The organism is Brucella sp. IR073 (assembly GCF_049065735.1).
Taxonomy (GTDB): domain Bacteria; phylum Pseudomonadota; class Alphaproteobacteria; order Rhizobiales; family Rhizobiaceae; genus Paramesorhizobium.
The window spans coordinates 665,438-681,807 of the sequence record NZ_JBAKHD010000001.1; the positions used below are offsets into that span (position 1 = coordinate 665,438).

Here is a 16,370-nt window from a genome sequence, read left to right on the forward strand (position 1 = left end):
GCTGGGTGATGCCGACGATGAGGATGCCGCCGAAGAGACAGGCGCGCGTTTACCGGGCATTCGCCCTCCCATGCTATCATACTGTCATAATAGTTTCATAGGTTTCGTGCTTGTGCGGGCTGTTCCGGACGGCAACGGAGAGTGGGTGAGATGAACGAAGTGAACACGACCATCGTTGAAGAAGCCGCGACGCGGATCGAAGCGGAGGCGGCAGCTGCGCCGGGCGAATTGTCGCTCCTGGAAAGCCCGGACCGCTTCGTCAATCGCGAATTCTCCTGGCTGCAGTTCAATCGCCGTGTGCTGGAGGAAGCCCGCAATGAGAAGCAGCCGCTCCTGGAGCGCGTGCGCTTTCTCTCCATTTCCGCGACCAATCTCGACGAGTTCTTCATGGTGCGCATTGCCGGCCTTGCCGGGCAGGTGCGCGCTGGCATCGCCACGCGCAGCGCCGATGGCCGCACGCCGCAGGAGCAGCTTGATTTCGTCCTCGAGGAAGTGGGCAAGCTGCAGGCGGCCCAGCAGGAGGACCTCCATGTGCTCCTCGGCGAGCTTGCCAAGGAAAAGATCGAGATTGTCAAGCCGGACGCGCTGACTGACAGCGAGAAGAGCTGGCTGGAGGGCCATTTCCTCGAAACCATCTTCCCCGTGCTGACGCCGCTTTCCATCGACCCGGCGCACCCGTTCCCGTTCATCCCGAATCTCGGCTTCTCCATCGCGCTGCAGCTTGCGCGCCGCGCCGATAATCATCCCATGACCGCGCTCCTGCGTCTGCCCACGGCGCTCAAGCGCTTCATCCAGCTTCCCGCTGACAACGGCAATTTCCGCTTCATCTCACTCGAAAATGCGGTCAGCCTGTTCATCGGCAAGCTTTTCCCCGGCTATGAGGTGAAGGGCGCCGGTACCTTCCGCATCATCAGGGACAGCGATATCGAAGTGGAGGAAGAGGCGGAAGACCTTGTGCGCCTGTTCGAGAGCGCCCTGAAGCGCCGCCGCCGCGGCCAGGTCATCCGCATCGAGTTCGATAAGGAGATGCCGGAGGGACTGCGCCTCTTCGTCGCCACCGAGCTTGGCGTGCCTGATAACCGCATCAGCGTGCTCAACGGCCTTCTGGCGCTCAACATGATCTCCGAGATCGTTGCCATCCCACGCGCGGATCTGAAATTCGTGCCCTATAACCCGCGATTTCCCGAACGTATTCGCGAGCATGGCGGCGATTGCTTCGCGGCTATCCGGGAAAAGGACATCGTCGTCCACCACCCCTACGAATCGTTCGACGTCGTGGTTCAGTTCCTGCGTCAGGCAGCTCAGGACCCGGATGTGCTGGCGATCAAGCAGACGCTCTACCGAACCTCCAACGACAGCCCCATCGTCCGGGCGTTGGTGGACGCGGCGGAAGCGGGGAAATCCGTGACGGCGCTGGTGGAATTGAAGGCCCGCTTCGACGAGGAAGCCAATATCCGCTGGGCACGCGACCTGGAGCGCGCCGGCGTGCAGGTCGTCTTCGGCTTCATCGAGCTGAAGACCCACGCCAAGATGTCGCTGGTGGTCCGCCGCGAGGATGCGCGCCTGCGAACCTATGTCCATCTCGGCACCGGCAATTATCATCCCATCACCGCGCGCATCTATACCGACCTGTCCTTCTTCACGTCGGACCCGGTCATCGCTCGCGATGTATCGCATATCTTCAATTTCATCACCGGCTATGCCCAGCCGGCAGAGGAGATGAGCCTTGCCGTTTCGCCGCTGACGCTGCGCGACCGCATCCTGAAGCATATCGACGACGAAATCGCTCATGCCAAGGCCGGGCGTCCCGCCGCCATCTGGATGAAGATGAATTCGCTGGTCGATCCGCAGATCATCGACGCGCTCTACCGTGCCAGCATGGGCGGGGTGGAGATCGACCTGGTGGTGCGCGGTATATGCTGCCTGCGGCCCAACGTGCCGGGCCTTTCCGAGAATATCCGTGCCAAGTCCATCGTCGGGCGGTTCCTGGAGCACAGCCGTATCTTCTGCTTCGGCAACGGCCATGGCCTGCCCTCGGAAAAGGCGCTGGTCTATATCGGTTCCGCTGACATGATGCCGCGCAATCTCGACCGCCGCGTGGAAACGCTGGTGCCGATCACCAACGCCACAGTGCATCAGCAGGTGCTTTCGCAGATCATGCTTGCCAACATCATTGACAATCAGCAGAGCTACGAACTACTTGCCGATGGTACCTCTCGCCGGATAAAACCCGCCGAGGGAGAAGAAGCCTTCAACGCGCAGGAATACTTCATGACCAATCCCAGCCTGTCAGGGCGTGGCAAATCGCTGAAATCCTCGGCGCCGCGCCTTATTGCCCATCGCAAGCGCGCCCGCGCCGAGAGAAACCGCAGCGCATGAGTTTGCCCCAGGGTCAGGGGACGGTGGCGCAGGGGCGCCTGAAAGGGCGCCAGCCGGTCGCGGTCATCGATATCGGATCGAACTCGGTCCGCCTCGTCGTTTATGAAGGCATCGTCCGCTCCCCGACGGTGCTTTTCAACGAGAAAATTCTGTGCGGGCTTGGCAAGGGGCTGGCAAAGACCGGTCGCCTCAATGAAAAATCCGTGGAGAGCGCCTTGAGCGCCCTGCGCCGCTTCCGCGCATTGGCCGAGCAGGCCGGCGCGACGTCTATTCACGCCCTCGCCACCGCCGCCGCGCGCGAGGCGGAAAACGGTTCCGCCTTCATCGCGGAGGCAGAAGCCGTGCTGCGCGCGCCCATCCAGGTGCTCTCGGGCAAGGAAGAAGCCTATTATTCGGCGCTCGGCGTCATCTCCGGCTTCCACGATCCCGATGGCATCGCCGGTGATCTCGGCGGCGGCAGCCTCGAGCTGGTTGACGTGCGCGGCCATGCCATCGGCGACGGCATCACGCTGCCGCTGGGCGGCCTGCGCCTTCAGGATCTCTCAAACGGCAAGCTCACGGATGCGGTACAGATCGCCCGAACGGAGCTTGACCGGGCGACCCTATTGAAGGAAGGGGAGGGTCGCATCTTCTATGCGGTGGGCGGCACTTGGCGAAACCTCGCCAAGCTGCACATGAATGTAAAGCACTACCCCCTCCACATCATGCATGCTTATGAGATAGACCCGAAGGAGGCGCAGAGCTTCCTGATTCGCGTCGCCAAGGGCGATGTCGATCATATGCGCGGCATCGACGCGGTGTCGAAGAACCGCCGCCAATTGCTCTCCTATGGCGCGATCGTTCTGCTCGAAACCATCCGCCGCATGAAGCCTTCGAAGATCGTCTTCTCGGCGCTGGGCGTGCGCGAGGGTTATCTTTATTCGCTCCTGTCGAAAAAGGAACAACGTTCCGATCCGCTGCTGGCGGCGGCGGAGGAAACGGCCATCCTGCGCGCCCGTTCGCCGCGCCATGCGCATGAACTGGCGGACTGGACGGAAAAAGCCTTCGCCGCGCTGGGCTATGACGAGACGGAGGACGAGGCCCGCTATCGCCGTGCCGCCTGCCTGCTCGCGGACATCAGCTGGCGCGCGCATCCGGACTATCGAGGCTCGCAGGCATTGAACCTCATCGCCCACGGCTCCTTCGGCGGCATCGATCATGCAGGCCGCTCCTATATGGCGCTCGCCAATTATTTCCGCCATGAGGGCGTGGTGGACGACGCCGTCGCCCCTGAGATCGTCAAGCTCGCCACCCCGCGCCTGCGCGAACGCGCCAAGCTTCTGGGTGCCCTCCTGCGCGTCGTCTATCTCCTCTCCGCCTCCATGCCCGCCATCATTCCCCGCCTCGAATGGCGCAAGCTGGAGAATGGCGGCCTTGAACTCGTCGTGCCAAAGGAGCACGCCGATCTGGTGGCCGAGCGGCCCGAAGGGCGCTTGCAGCATCTGGCGAAGCTGGTGGGGAAGGAACTGCATCTGGTGGTGGGGGAAGAATAGGGGTAAAGGCTGCAATCGGGCTTTGTTACCAAATGCGATTTTAACGCCGACGGGACAGGAGGGCGCTGTTCGCCGGCATTTCAAATAGAAAAGTTACTGCGCAGGCGGCCTAGGTCATACCCCGACTCCGCGACGGCGGTGCCCCATGGATCCGGTTCCAGGCACGGCGGAATTGCCGGGTGGAGGCGAAGCCGGCCTTTTCGGCGACGCTTTCCATATCGAGCCGTGAGCCGGCGACCAGCTCGCGGGCGAGGGCGATCCGCAGCCGGTTCACATAGTCGGTAACGCTCATGCCGGTATGCTCGTTGAACAGGCGCGATAAGTTGCGCGGGCTGGTGGCCGCGATGTCGGCCAATCGTTCAACGGACCAATCCCGCGCCGGGTCGGCGGCGATGGCGTCCTGCGCGCGGTGGATGGCCGGATGGATGTGGTTGCGGCCTTCGAGCCAGGGCGAGAGCTGCGGGTCGCTGCCGCTGCGCCTGAGATAGACGACCAGATAGCGGGCAACGGCGAGCGCTGTGGCATGGCCCGCCTCTCGCGCCACGAGATGAAGCATCAAATCGATGCCTGCGGTGATTCCAGCGCTGGTCAGCCGCTCGCGATCCTCCACATAGAGCCGGTTTTCGCGCACCGTCGCCAAGGGGGTAATCCGCTTCAGATCCAACATCGATGCGTGATGCGTGGTGCATTCATAGCCGTCCAGAAGACCAGCGTGGGCGGCAAGCAGCGCGCCGGAACATATGGTTACCAGCCTGATGCCGGGCCGGATGGTGCGCTTCAACCACGCGACGATTTCCGCTTCCTGCCGCCGTTCCTCCTCCGCGTCGCGTTCAATACGACCCATCGGCTCGTCGGCGGACCCGGAAATGAGAACCAGCGCACCGTCAGGCAGCGCTTCGGGCAATGGCGAGATGCCCGCTAGTTGCAGCCCGATCGAACTGCCGATGACGGGGGAGGGGCCGATATAGGCAGCGTCGAAGGCGACGGCATGCTGATCGAGATTGGCCTTGCGCAGCACCTCCATCGGCCCGGCGATATCGAGCAGCAGCGCGCGCGGAGGCACCACCACGAAAACCGGGATGATCCTCCGCCCACTCATCATCATGCCGCCGCCTGTGGCGGACCAGCCAGCGCCTCGTCCACCGTGACGATGCGTGCGAAACGGTCCGCGAGCACCAGTTCCGTGCGTGCACGGATTTCATCGGCGCTCCAGATCCGGCCCGTCGCATCGGTCATGGGAAAAGTCAGCGTCGCCTCGCCGGCATAATCGACCTTGTAGCCGAGATCGGAAGCATGGCGCGTTGTGGTCTCGCAGCATTGCTCGGTGCGAATGCCGGAGATGATCACGCGGCTTATGCCGTTCTTCGTCAGCCAGACATCGAGGCCGGAGCCGACGAGCGCGCTGTGCCGCGTTTTCCTGAACACCGCATCCGGGACGATACGAAGGCCCTTGAGCGTTGTCACAAAACCTGATGCCTCGGAAAACGGGCCGCTTTCCTCGACATGGAAGACCTGCACCACCGGAATCCCGGCAGCCTTCGCCCCATCGATCAACGCCTGCTGGCGCTCGATATAGGCCGCGACGCTTTCCTCGCGGAAATAAGGCCGATGGCGAAAGGATTCCTGAGCATCGATCACGATCAAGGCGGTATCAGCGGACATTCTTGTCATCTCCAGATGGTTGATCCGAAATGGAGAATAAACAAGTACTATAGCCGGAAAAATGCCGGTTCCGGACCTCTAGGGGACAATTCGCGCCAGTGAGGGAGTGGTCCCCGCTTGTTATCTCGACACATCCTGCTCGATCAGAAGCCGAATATAGCGGGTGAAGGGAACGCCTGCGATCTTCTCGCCCATAGCTTTCTCGCTCAATCGAGCTCCACCGCCACGATCTTCCGTTTTTCGAACTTGATCCCGATCTTGCCGTCAATGAGCTTGAGCGCCTTCTCGCCAAAAACATCGCGGCGCCAGCCGTGAAGCGCGGGGACATCGGCTTTCTCGCCATCGATGGCGATTTTGTCGATATCATCCGATGTCGCGACGATCTTGGCGGCGACGCCATATTCCTCGGTCACGAGCTTCAGCAGCACCTTGAGCAGATCCGCCGCGGCGCCCGCACCTTCGGGCGAGTGCGCTTGCTTGGGCAGGCGCGGCATCTGATCCCTTGGGATAGCCAGCGCCGCATTCACGGCGGCGATGAGGCCGGCCGCCTGGCTCGAACGCTCCCAGCCCTTCGGGATGGAGCGAAGCTTGCCCAGTGCCTCGGCGTCCACCGGCTGTTGCTGGGCGATTTCATAGATGGTGTCGTCCTTGATGATGCGTCCGCGCGGCACGTTGCGCTCGCGCGCCTCGCGTTCCCGCCAGGCGGCAACGGAGCGCAGCACCGCCAGCTCCTGCGGCTTCTTAAGGCGAGCCTTCAGACGCTTCCAGGCATCGTCGGGGTGGAGGTCATAAGTTTCCCGCGCGGTGAGAATGCCCATTTCCTCGTTGACCCAGTCGGCGCGGCCCTCCTTTTCAAGCAGCGCCTTCAGGTGCAGATAGACATCGCGCAAATGCGTCACGTCGGCCAGGGCATATTCGAGCTGCTTCTGTGACAAGGGCCGCTGCCGCCAATCGGTGAAGCGGGAGGATTTGTCGAGATGCGCGCCGGTTACGCGGTTGACGAGCTGGTCATAGGAAATGGCATCGCCGAACCCGCAGACCATCGCCGCCACCTGCGTATCGAAGACCGGATGGGGAATGAGATTGCCGCGATGGAAGATGATTTCGATATCCTGCCGCGCGGCATGGAACACCTTCATCACCCGCTCGTCGCCCATCAGCTTGAAGAAGGGGGCAAGGTCGATATCCGGCGAAAGCGCATCCACCAGCGCCGTCTCGTCGGGCGACGCCATCTGAATCAGGCACAGTTCCGGCCAGAACGTCGTCTCCCGAATGAACTCGGTATCGATGGTGATAAAATCGGATTTCGAGAGGGCGGAAACGGCCTCTTCGAGGGCCTGTGTGGTCGTAATCAGCTTCATGGGATTTGTATAGCAGTGATTGATGGATAGTGAATAGTGAATAGAAGGCTCCCCACCGCTCTTACCATTCACTATTCACCAGTCACCCTTACGCCTTGACAAATCCCGGTCAAAATGCGCTTGTCCGCCCAAATTTCATGAGAAAACGACCATCGTTTTTTCCATTAGATTTCAGAGGCAGACATCATGCACCGTTACCGCAGCCACACCTGCGCGGCCCTTCGTAAATCGGACGTCGGCTCGACTGTCCGCCTGTCCGGCTGGGTCCATCGCGTTCGCGACCATGGCGGCATTCTTTTCATCGACCTGCGCGACCATTACGGCCTGACCCAGATCGTCGCTGACCCCGATTCGCCCGCCTTCAAGGTGGCCGAAACGGTGCGTGGCGAATGGGTGATCCGCGTCGATGGCGAGGTGAAGGCCCGCACCAGCGAAACGGTCAATCCCAACCTGCCGACGGGCGAGGTGGAGATTTTCGCGACCGAGATCGAAGTGCTGTCCGCCGCCAAGGAACTGCCGCTGCCGGTCTTCGGCGAGCCGGACTATCCCGAGGACATCCGCCTCAAATACCGCTTCCTCGACCTGCGCCGCGAGACGCTGCACAGGAACATCGTCAAGCGCACGCAGATCATCTCCGCCATGCGTCAGCGCATGGGTGAGGCCGGTTTCGCCGAATATACGACGCCGATTCTTACCGCCTCGTCGCCGGAAGGCGCGCGCGATTTCCTCGTGCCGAGCCGCATCCATCCGGGCAAGTTCTATGCCCTGCCGCAGGCACCGCAGCAATATAAGCAATTGCTGATGGTTGCCGGCTTCGACCGCTATTTCCAGATCGCGCCCTGTTTCCGCGACGAAGACCCGCGCGCCGACCGTCTGCCGGGCGAGTTCTATCAACTCGATGTCGAGATGAGCTTCGTCACCCAGGAGGAAGTCTGGGAGACGATGGAACCGGTAATGACGGCGATTTTCGAAGAGTTCGCCGAAGGCAAGCCGGTGACGAAGAACTGGCCGCGCATTCCGTATGACGTGGCAATCCGCAAATACGGCTCCGACAAACCGGACCTCCGCAACCCCATCGTCATGGAAGCGGTGACCGAGCATTTCGCCGGTTCCGGCTTCAAGGTCTTCGCCAACATGATCGCGGGCGACCCAAAGGTCGAGGTCTGGGCTATCCCGGCTAAGACGGGCGGCTCCCGTGCCTTCTGCGACCGCATGAATTCCTGGGCGCAAAGCCAAGGCCAGCCGGGCCTCGGCTATATCTTCTGGCGCAAGGAAGGCGACAAGCTCGAAGGCGCGGGACCTATCGCCAAGAACATCGGCGAGGAGCGCACCGAGGCGATCCGCACGCAGCTCGGCCTCGACGATGGCGACGCCTGCTTCTTCGTCGCCGGCCAGCCATCGAAGTTCTATAAATTCGCGGGCGAGGCCCGGACCCGTGCCGGCGAGGAACTCAACCTAGTTGACCGCGACCGCTTCGAGCTGGCCTGGATCATCGACTTCCCGTTCTACGAATGGGATGAGGACAACAAGAAGCTCGAGTTTAGCCATAATCCTTTTTCCATGCCGCATGGTGGAGCCGAAGCCTTCGACAGCAAGGATCCGCTGGAACTCAAAGCGTATCAGTATGACGCGGTGTGCAATGGCTTCGAAATCGCATCCGGCTCGATCCGCAATCAATCGCCGGAACTGATGATAAAGGCATTCGAGAAGGTCGGTTTGACACAAGCGGACGTCGAAGAGCGCTTCGGCGGCCTCTACCGCGCATTCCAATATGGCGCCCCGCCCCATGGCGGCTGTGCCTTCGGCATCGACCGCATCATCATGCTGCTCGTCGGCGCGAAGAATTTGCGCGAGATTTCGCTCTTCCCGATGAACCAGCAGGCGCTCGATCTGCTGATGGGCGCACCCTCCGAGGTAACCCCGGCGCAGTTACGGGATCTGCACATCCGGCTGAATCCGGGGAAGAAGGACGCATAGCCCAGCCATCCGGATTGCCGGATGCTTGAACCGAGTGGCGAAAAATAGTATATACGCCTTCGTAGATACGAACGGAGGCGTATATGTCCCATCTCGCGCGCGTATTCCAATCCGGCAATTCGCAGGCCGTCCGCCTGCCAAAGGAACTTCGCTTTGATGTTGATTGCGTGGAGATCACGCGTGAAGGCGACGCGCTTGTTCTGCGTCCCCATGTGAAGCCAGCCGAGCCTTGGGCGAACCTGAAAGCGGCAATGGCCCGTGGCTTTAGCGAAGATTTCATGGCGAACGGGCGTGAGCAGCCGGAACAGCAGGAGCGGCCAGAGCTCGACGAGCTCTTCCGGTGATCTCGCATCTCCTCGACACCAACGCGGTCATCTCACTGACAGGGCGTAAATCCGATGCCATGATCCGGCGGGTCGTCAGTAAACCTAAAGGCAGTATTGGCCTTTCATCGGTCGTGGCGTTTGAGTTGTATTTTGGACCTCTGAAAAGCGCGCGGATTGAATACAATCTCGAAACCGTGCGATTGATAATGGCGGATTTTCCGGTTCTCGACTTCGATCAAAACGATGCCTTTGTCGCGGGAGAAATTCGCGCTGCCCTTGCCGCCAAGGGTAGGCCCATCGGCCCTTATGATTTGCTGATTGCTGGGCAAGCGAAAGCGCGGGGCTTGTCGCTGGTTACCAATAATACTCGAGAATTTAGTCGCGTCGAAAACCTTCGCCTGGAAGATTGGTCGCTCTGAATATTATAGAGGGATGCCCCGTAGGGCCTCCCTCTACCCACCAATGCTTACTTATCCGCCGTCACCGTCACCCCCAGCACATCCGGCAGCCTCTCCGGCTGGGCCGAGCCTGTGGCGGTCAGCACGGCGACCGGGACGGGTGAGGGCGGGGCGGCGCGGATTTCGATCGATTTCGGGTTGTCGAGATAGGCACCGACGGCCTGCGTCACCTGGGCAGCGAAGGCGGCGTTCTTCAGTTGTCCGGCGAAGAGCGGCAGCGCCGCTTTCGTCAGGTTGACGATCGTCGAGCGGTCCGTGTTCTGCTTCTTGGCGTAATAATCGAGGATTTTGCCGGTCAGCGAGGCATCTTCGAACCGGATCGACGCGCCGTTGACCGTCAATTGCTGCATGAGGCCGAGCGTCGCCATTCCCGCCGTGTTCTTGTCCTTGGTGGCGGCGAGTTCGGTCTGCGCCTGCTGCATTTCCTTGACGAAGTCGAGCGTATAGCCGCCCATGTCGAAGGTCGCGCTGAGCTTGCCGCCCTCATTCATGGTAAAGTTGAACTGGTCCAGCTTGAAATGCCCGTCCGATGGCGTCCAGCTCGCCTTGGAGACGATATTGCCGGTAATCTTCTTGTAGCCCATCGCCTCCAGCGCCTTGGTCAGCTCCGAAGGCTTGGTCTTGGCGACATCCACGGTCACATTCTTGATGTCCCAACCGGTGTCGATGGGGCTGCCCTCCTTATAGGGCGAGACGGTGGTTGTAATATCCTTCAGCAGGGCGAATTCCTTTCCGTCCTGGGTGAGGGTGGCCTCTGCGATTTTCGCCGTCTGGTAATAGACATAGCTGGCGAGCGGGTCCGACGAGCCCTTGGGCGCCAGATGCATCTTGTCCATCTCGATGCCCTTGGCGGCGATGGTCAACTCACCCACGGGGAAGATCACGTCAGGCATGGTCGCCTTGGCGATATCGTAGCCGCCATCGGGCGCATCCGCGACGCCGTCAAGCGTGATGTCGCCGAGGTCGAAGGGCTTCTGTTCCGCCGGAGAGCCCGGCATCTTCAGCGTAGCGTCCTTGAGTACGACAGTCGCGCCGCTGGTGGTGACCTGCCCGTAGCTGAGCTGGCCCCCCTGCTCGGCATAAAGCTCCTTCATGCGTTCCGCCACGGCATTGCCTTCGAAGGCGAAAGCGGAACTCGCCATCAGGAGCGACAGGGCCGATGCAACCATCAGGCTGCGTGCCGTGGATTTCAAAGTGACGGGCATGTTGTTTCCTCGTTTTTCGACGTGATTCTCTTTAGCCAAGAGATAAACCGGCGGATTGCGTCTAAATCGCGTTCATAAAGCTTCGCTTCAACTGGAAAATATAGGGAGCATTCCGCCTTTCCGCCAATGTTGACTTGCCGTGGAATCACCCGCTTGCTAACCCATGGCCCATGGGAAAAAGCCTGATTCCGCCTGGGGGCGGCAAAGACAATCACATTGAGCCGATCGATCTGAAATCGGCGCTGGAAGAGCGCTATCTGGCCTATGCGCTCTCCACCATCATGCACCGGGCGCTGCCTGATGTGCGTGACGGGCTGAAGCCGGTGCATCGCCGCATCATGCATGCCATGCGGCTGCTGCGGCTCGACCCTAACCAGGCCTATGCCAAATGCGCCCGCATCGTTGGCGATGTCATGGGTAAGTTCCACCCGCATGGCGACCAGGCGATCTATGACGCCTTGGTGCGCCTCGCGCAGGATTTCGCGGTGCGTTATCCGCTGGTCGACGGGCAGGGCAATTTCGGCAATATCGACGGCGATAACGCCGCCGCCATGCGCTACACCGAAGCGCGGATGACCGATGTGGCAACGCTGCTCCTCGATGGTATCACCGAGGACGCCATCGACTTCCGCCCGACCTATAATGAGGAGGACGAGGAGCCGGTCGTGCTGCCCGGCGCGTTCCCGAACCTCTTGGCGAACGGCTCCTCCGGCATCGCCGTGGGCATGGCCACCTCCATCCCGCCGCACAATGTCGCCGAACTCTGCGATGCGGCGCTGCATCTCATCAAGCATCCAAACGCCACCGTCGACGATCTGGTGGCCCATGTCCCGGGACCCGATTTCCCCACCGGCGGCATTCTGGTCGAGCCGGCGGCGCAGATATTGGAAGCCTATCGCACGGGCAGGGGCGCATTCCGCCTGCGCGCGCGCTGGCACAAGGAGGATGGCGGACGCGGCACCTGGGTGCTGGTTGTCACCGAAATCCCCTATCAGGTGCAGAAATCCCGCCTCGTCGAGAAGATCGCCGAACTGCTGGTGGCCAAGAAGCTGCCGCTGCTCGACGATGTGCGCGACGAATCGGCGGAAGACATCCGCATCGTGCTGGAGCCGAAGAACCGCTCCGTCGATCCGGAACTGCTGATGGAATCGCTGTTCAAGCTGACGGATCTGGAGACGCGCTTCCCGCTCAACATGAACGTTTTGTCGCAGGGCAAGGTGCCGAATGTGCTCTCCCTGCGCGACGTGCTGAGGGAATGGCTCGAGCACCGCAAGGAAGTGCTGATCCGCCGCTCGCGCTACCGGCATGCCGAGATCGAGAAGCGGCTGGAGGTGCTGGGCGGCTATCTCATCGCCTATCTGAACCTCGATGAGGTGATCCGTATCATCCGCGAGGAGGAGCACCCGAAGCCGGCCTTGATGGCGGCCTTCGACCTCACCGACAATCAGGCCGAAGCGATCCTCAACATGCGCCTGCGCTCTCTGCGCAAGCTCGAGGAATTCGAAATCCGCAAGGAGTTCGACGCGCTTAATGAGGAAAAGACGCAGATCGAGGAGCTTCTCGCCTCCGACGCCAAGCAATGGCAGACCATCGGCTGGGAAGTCGCCAATGTCCGCAAGAAATACGGCCCCGACACGCCGCTGGGCAAGCGCCGCACGACCTTCGCCGAAGCGCCCAATCACGACCACGAAGACATCCAGCAGGCGATGATCGAGAAGGAGCCGGTGACGGTCGTCGTCTCGGAAAAGGGCTGGCTGCGCGCCTTGAAGGGCCATCTGGCCGATTTCTCGACGCTCTCCTTCAAGGAAGGCGACAAGCTGAAGCTCGCCTTCCACGCCGAGACCACCGACAAGATCCTGATCTTCACGACAGGCGGCAAGTTCTACACCATCGGCGCCAACACCCTGCCGGGCGGCCGCGGCCATGGCGAGCCCGTCCGCATCATGGTCGATATGGAAAACGACCAGGACATCGTGACGGCCTTGGCACATGACCCCGCCGCCAAGCTGCTGCTCGTCTCGCATGAGGGCAACGGCTTCATCGTCCCGGAAACCGAGACGGTCGCCAACACCCGCAAGGGCAAGCAGGTGATGAATGTGAAGGCGCCCGACGAGGCCAAGCTCTGCATCCGCGTCGCGGGGGACCACGTCGCCATCGTCGGCGAAAACCGCAAGCTGCTCGTCTTCCCGCTCGCCCAGATTCCGGAGATGACTCGCGGCAAGGGCGTGCGGCTACAGAGATATAAGGACGGCGGTGTCTCGGACGTGCGCACCTTCACTCTCGAACAAGGGCTGACCTGGCAGGACGCGGCGGACCGGACATTTACACGCAAGAAAGAAGAACTCGCCGAGTGGCTGGCCGATCGGGCCGGAGCCGGACGGATGGTACCGAAGGGGTTTCCGCGGTCAGGGAAGTTCTGAGGAGGACAATATTGGAATTCCGGCCCGCGAGATCAGATGAAGCAGAAAATATCTGCGATGTTCTGAGGCGCTCGATCTCAGCGTTATGCGGGTTGGACCACGAAAATAATGACGAGCTTCTGCTGCCGTGGCTCGCCAATAAGACGCCTGAAAATGTGCGCAAATGGATTGAAGCGCCTGGCCAATTGCTCGCGGTGGCCTTGATCGGCGGCAAACTGGCGGGTGTCGGGTTGGTTACGGCAAAAGGCGAGATTCAGCTCAACTATGTCTCGCCGGATTTCCGGTTTCGTGGCGTAAGCAAAGGCATGATGCGCTATTTGGAAGCCTATCTTATTGAGCACGGCGTTACCGCAGCAAGCCTTGCCAGCACCGAGACCGCAAGGGAGTTCTATAAATCGCTGGGGTATGTAGCCAGCGAGCCGCAGCCCTGGCGAGGCGGAAAGTTCAGCTACCCGATGCGGAAAGAGCTTAATCTTTAAAACGTTCCCATCCCTTCGGCCCCAGATGCTCCTGCGGCGTGAAGCGGATTTTGTACTGCATCTTACGTGATCCCTCGACCCAATAACCGAGATACACATGCGGTAGGCCCTGTTTCACCGCGCGCTGGATATGGTCGAGAATCATAAAGGTGCCGAGCGAGCGGTCGGGCATGGTCGGATCGTAGAAGGAATAGACCATCGACAGACCATCCGACATCACGTCAGTCAAAGCGACTGCGATAAGCTCACCTTCAGCCTTACCCGCCGAACCCTCCGGTCCGTCCGCCGGCAAGCGGCGACGATATTCGATGATGCGCGTATCGACATGGGTATCCTCCACCATCATCGCATAGTCGAGGACGCTCATATCGGACATGCCGCCCTTGCGGTGGCGGGCGTCGAGATAGGTGCGAAAGAGCGAATATTGTTCGGTCGAAGGCTCGGCCTTGTGGCTTTGGCCTACGAGATCGGCATTGCGCTTCCACACCCGCTTCATCGAGCGGTTCATTTCGAATCCATTGGCGAGGATGCGCACGGAGACGCAGGCGCGGCAGGTCTCGCAGGCGGGGCGGTAGGCAATGTTCTGCGACCGGCGGAAGCCGCCTTGCGTCAGAAGATCGTTGAGCTCATTGGCCTTCTCGCCGACCAGATGCGTGAAAACCTTGCGCTCATATTGGCCGTCGAGATAGGGGCAGGCCGAGGGAGCGGTCAGGAAGAACTGCGGCGATTGTTGCGGTTGATGCTTCATTCACATCTGGTCCATGCCTGTCGATCTCGAAGATGAACTTGAGGCAGGGGAAACGTCAATAGAAATCAGGCCCTCAGGAATTGAAATCAACCTGCCATGCTTTTTGAGTGGTAAAGTAAAGGGGAGATTTACCAGGCATGGCAGGGATTTAAGGAGACGGCTTAATAGCCGCCGCGCATTATCTGTCCGTCCGCACCACAACCGTGCCCAGCAGCATATCATGCACGGTGCGCTTGCGGTCGAGGAACAGGGTTGCGAGGAGGATGAGCGGCGTCAAGATCACATTGCCAGCCCAGAACAGCACCGTATGCACGATGGCGAGCATGCCGTCGACCGGCTTGCCGTCGAGCCGCTCCAGCTTGATATCCATCACCCGCATACCCAGCGTCGCCTGGCGGGGGCCGCCGAGCGTCAAAGCCACATAAGGCAGGGCAATGAGCGGTATCATGATGCTGTAAAGCAGCCAGCCAAGCCCCAGCGTGACGATCCCGAGGATGGCGATGATGAACGCCACGGGGATGCAGAGCAGAAGGACAAAGATGTAGTCGATCAGGAAGGCAAAGACGCGGCGCGTCCTCACTCCCTGGTAAAGACGCCAGTCATCCCGTTGCGTGGGGATGATATCGCCGTGAAGGATATTATCGGTCATCTCGGTATTCCCGTCCAGGCAAGCCCGGGAAAAGTGGACCCCGGTTTTCCGTCAGGGCTTGCGCCCAAAAAAACACTCCATTGTTGGAGGAAATGGGATAGCGAGCCAGCTTTTTCAAGAATAACCTTATCAAGCCCGCAGCTTTTCGGCGACCTCAATTGCGAAATAGGTCAGGATTCCGTCGCAGCCGGCGCGCTTGAAGGCGAGCAGGCTTTCCATCATTACCTTGTCCCCGTCGATCCAGCCATTGGCCGCTGCCGCCTTGATCATCGAATATTCGCCCGACACTTGATACACATAGGTGGGCATGGCAAAGGCGTCCTTGAGCCGCCGGGCGATATCGAGATAGGGCAGGCCCGGCTTGACCATAATCATGTCCGCGCCCTCAGCCAGATCCTGCTCCGTCTCGCGCAGCGCCTCGTCGCTATTGGCGGGGTCGATGTAATAGGTCTTCTTGTCGCCCTTGAGCAGGCCCGACGTGCCGATGGCTTCGCGATAGGGGCCGTAAAAGGCGGAGGCGAATTTCGTCGCGTAGGACATGATCGCTACATCGCTGAAGCCGTTGCGGTCGAGCGCCTCGCGGATCGCGCCGATGCGCCCATCCATCATGTCGGAGGGAGCGATGATATCAGCGCCCGCTGCCGCCTGCGCCAGGGCGCCGCGCACCACCATATCCACCGATTCGTCATTGACGATGATGCCGTCGCGCAAGATGCCGTCATGCCCGTGGGTGGTGAAGGGGTCGAGCGCCGCATCGGTGATGATGCCGATCTCGGGCACTTCCTTTTTGACCGCGCGCACGAAGCGGTTGATGAGATTGTTGGGGCTGGCGATGTGCGAGCCGGTCTCGTCCTTGATCTCCATGCTCTCGCGCGGGAAGGGCGCGATGGCGGGAATGCCAAGCTTCGCCGCCTTTTCCGCCTGCCGCACCGCCATATCCACCGAGAAGCGCCGCACATCAGGCATAGCGTCGATCGACTCGCTGTAATTCTCGCCCTCGCAGAGGAAAATCGGCAGAATCAGATCGTCCACCGTCAGGCGGTTCTCCTGCACGAGCCTGCGCGACCAGTCGGCCTTGCGCATGCGGCGCAGCCGGCGGCCTTGCGTGATCTCATCGACGCTGCGTGCACGGATGGTTTCGGAAAATGGCTTGTTCATTTGGGTCTCCCCGCGA

At 60.8% G+C, this 16,370-nt stretch carries 14 protein-coding genes; 7 read left to right on the forward strand and 7 right to left on the reverse strand.

The genetic code is table 11. From position 1 onward, the window contains the following. The first annotated feature begins 195 nt into the window (after nt 1-195). Both ACOWVG_RS03305 and ppx read left to right on the forward strand, forming a co-directional pair. Complete coding sequence (locus ACOWVG_RS03305) at nt 196-2,379, forward strand: RNA degradosome polyphosphate kinase (protein WP_420960171.1); 2,184 nt, start codon at nt 196-198, stop codon at nt 2,377-2,379. Next, nucleotides 2,376-3,911, forward strand: coding sequence for an exopolyphosphatase (gene ppx / locus ACOWVG_RS03310; protein ID WP_420960047.1), 1,536 nt, complete (start codon nt 2,376-2,378; stop codon nt 3,909-3,911). The genes ACOWVG_RS03305 and ppx overlap by 4 nt, the downstream gene beginning before the upstream one ends. A 109-nt stretch (nt 3,912-4,020) precedes the next feature. Here the strand turns inward: ppx and ACOWVG_RS03315 are convergent, their stop codons facing one another. The 3 genes from ACOWVG_RS03315 to rnd form a co-directional block, all read right to left on the reverse strand. After that, nucleotides 4,021-5,016, reverse strand: a complete 996-nt coding sequence (locus ACOWVG_RS03315; protein ID WP_420960048.1) for a GlxA family transcriptional regulator — start codon at nt 5,014-5,016, stop codon at nt 4,021-4,023. Then, entirely contained in the window at nt 5,013-5,573 is a 561-nt protein-coding gene (locus tag ACOWVG_RS03320; protein ID WP_420960049.1) for an isochorismatase family protein, read from the reverse strand. The genes ACOWVG_RS03315 and ACOWVG_RS03320 overlap by 4 nt, the downstream gene beginning before the upstream one ends. Before the next feature lie 206 nt (nt 5,574-5,779). Beyond that, nucleotides 5,780-6,934: a ribonuclease D gene (gene rnd / locus ACOWVG_RS03325; RefSeq protein WP_420960050.1), complete on the reverse strand. Its 1,155-nt coding sequence runs from the start codon at nt 6,932-6,934 to the stop codon at nt 5,780-5,782. A 186-nt stretch (nt 6,935-7,120) separates the two neighbouring features. Between rnd and aspS the strand changes: the two genes are divergently transcribed. From aspS to ACOWVG_RS03340, 3 genes are all read left to right on the forward strand, one after another. Further along, the gene (gene aspS, locus ACOWVG_RS03330) at nt 7,121-8,911 is read left to right on the forward strand and encodes an aspartate--tRNA ligase (protein WP_420960051.1); all 1,791 of its coding nucleotides are present in this window, start codon (nt 7,121-7,123) and stop codon (nt 8,909-8,911) included. Nucleotides 8,912-8,994: 83 nt separating this feature from the next. Next, nucleotides 8,995-9,255, forward strand: a complete 261-nt coding sequence (locus tag ACOWVG_RS03335) for an antitoxin (RefSeq protein ID WP_420960052.1) — start codon at nt 8,995-8,997, stop codon at nt 9,253-9,255. Further along, nucleotides 9,252-9,656, forward strand: a complete 405-nt coding sequence (locus ACOWVG_RS03340) for a type II toxin-antitoxin system VapC family toxin (RefSeq protein WP_420960053.1) — start codon at nt 9,252-9,254, stop codon at nt 9,654-9,656. Before ACOWVG_RS03335 ends, ACOWVG_RS03340 begins: the two co-directional genes overlap by 4 nt. A gap of 47 nt (nt 9,657-9,703) precedes the next feature. On the opposite strand, the gene ACOWVG_RS03345 is transcribed toward ACOWVG_RS03340, so the two are convergent. Continuing rightward, nucleotides 9,704-10,900: a hypothetical protein gene (locus tag ACOWVG_RS03345; RefSeq protein WP_420960054.1), complete on the reverse strand. Its 1,197-nt coding sequence runs from the start codon at nt 10,898-10,900 to the stop codon at nt 9,704-9,706. A gap of 170 nt (nt 10,901-11,070) precedes the next feature. Between ACOWVG_RS03345 and parC the strand changes: the two genes are divergently transcribed. Together parC and ACOWVG_RS03355 are read left to right on the forward strand one after the other, a co-directional pair. Then, nucleotides 11,071-13,320, forward strand: coding sequence for a DNA topoisomerase IV subunit A (gene parC / locus ACOWVG_RS03350; protein WP_420960055.1), 2,250 nt, complete (start codon nt 11,071-11,073; stop codon nt 13,318-13,320). 11 nt (nt 13,321-13,331) lie between these two features. Beyond that, nucleotides 13,332-13,799: a GNAT family N-acetyltransferase gene (locus ACOWVG_RS03355; RefSeq protein WP_420960056.1), complete on the forward strand. Its 468-nt coding sequence runs from the start codon at nt 13,332-13,334 to the stop codon at nt 13,797-13,799. On the opposite strand, the gene ACOWVG_RS03360 is transcribed toward ACOWVG_RS03355, so the two are convergent. The 3 genes from ACOWVG_RS03360 to hemB form a co-directional block, all read right to left on the reverse strand. Then, nucleotides 13,789-14,547, reverse strand: a complete 759-nt coding sequence (locus tag ACOWVG_RS03360; RefSeq protein ID WP_420960057.1) for an arginyltransferase — start codon at nt 14,545-14,547, stop codon at nt 13,789-13,791. The genes ACOWVG_RS03355 and ACOWVG_RS03360 overlap by 11 nt on opposite strands. Nucleotides 14,548-14,725: 178 nt before the next feature. Then, a complete protein-coding gene (locus ACOWVG_RS03365; protein ID WP_420960058.1) occupies nt 14,726-15,196 on the reverse strand; it encodes an RDD family protein in 471 nt (156 codons plus the stop codon). Between the two features lie 129 nt (nt 15,197-15,325). Continuing rightward, entirely contained in the window at nt 15,326-16,354 is a 1,029-nt protein-coding gene (hemB, locus tag ACOWVG_RS03370; protein ID WP_420960059.1) for a porphobilinogen synthase, read from the reverse strand. Nucleotides 16,355-16,370: the final 16 nt, after the last annotated feature.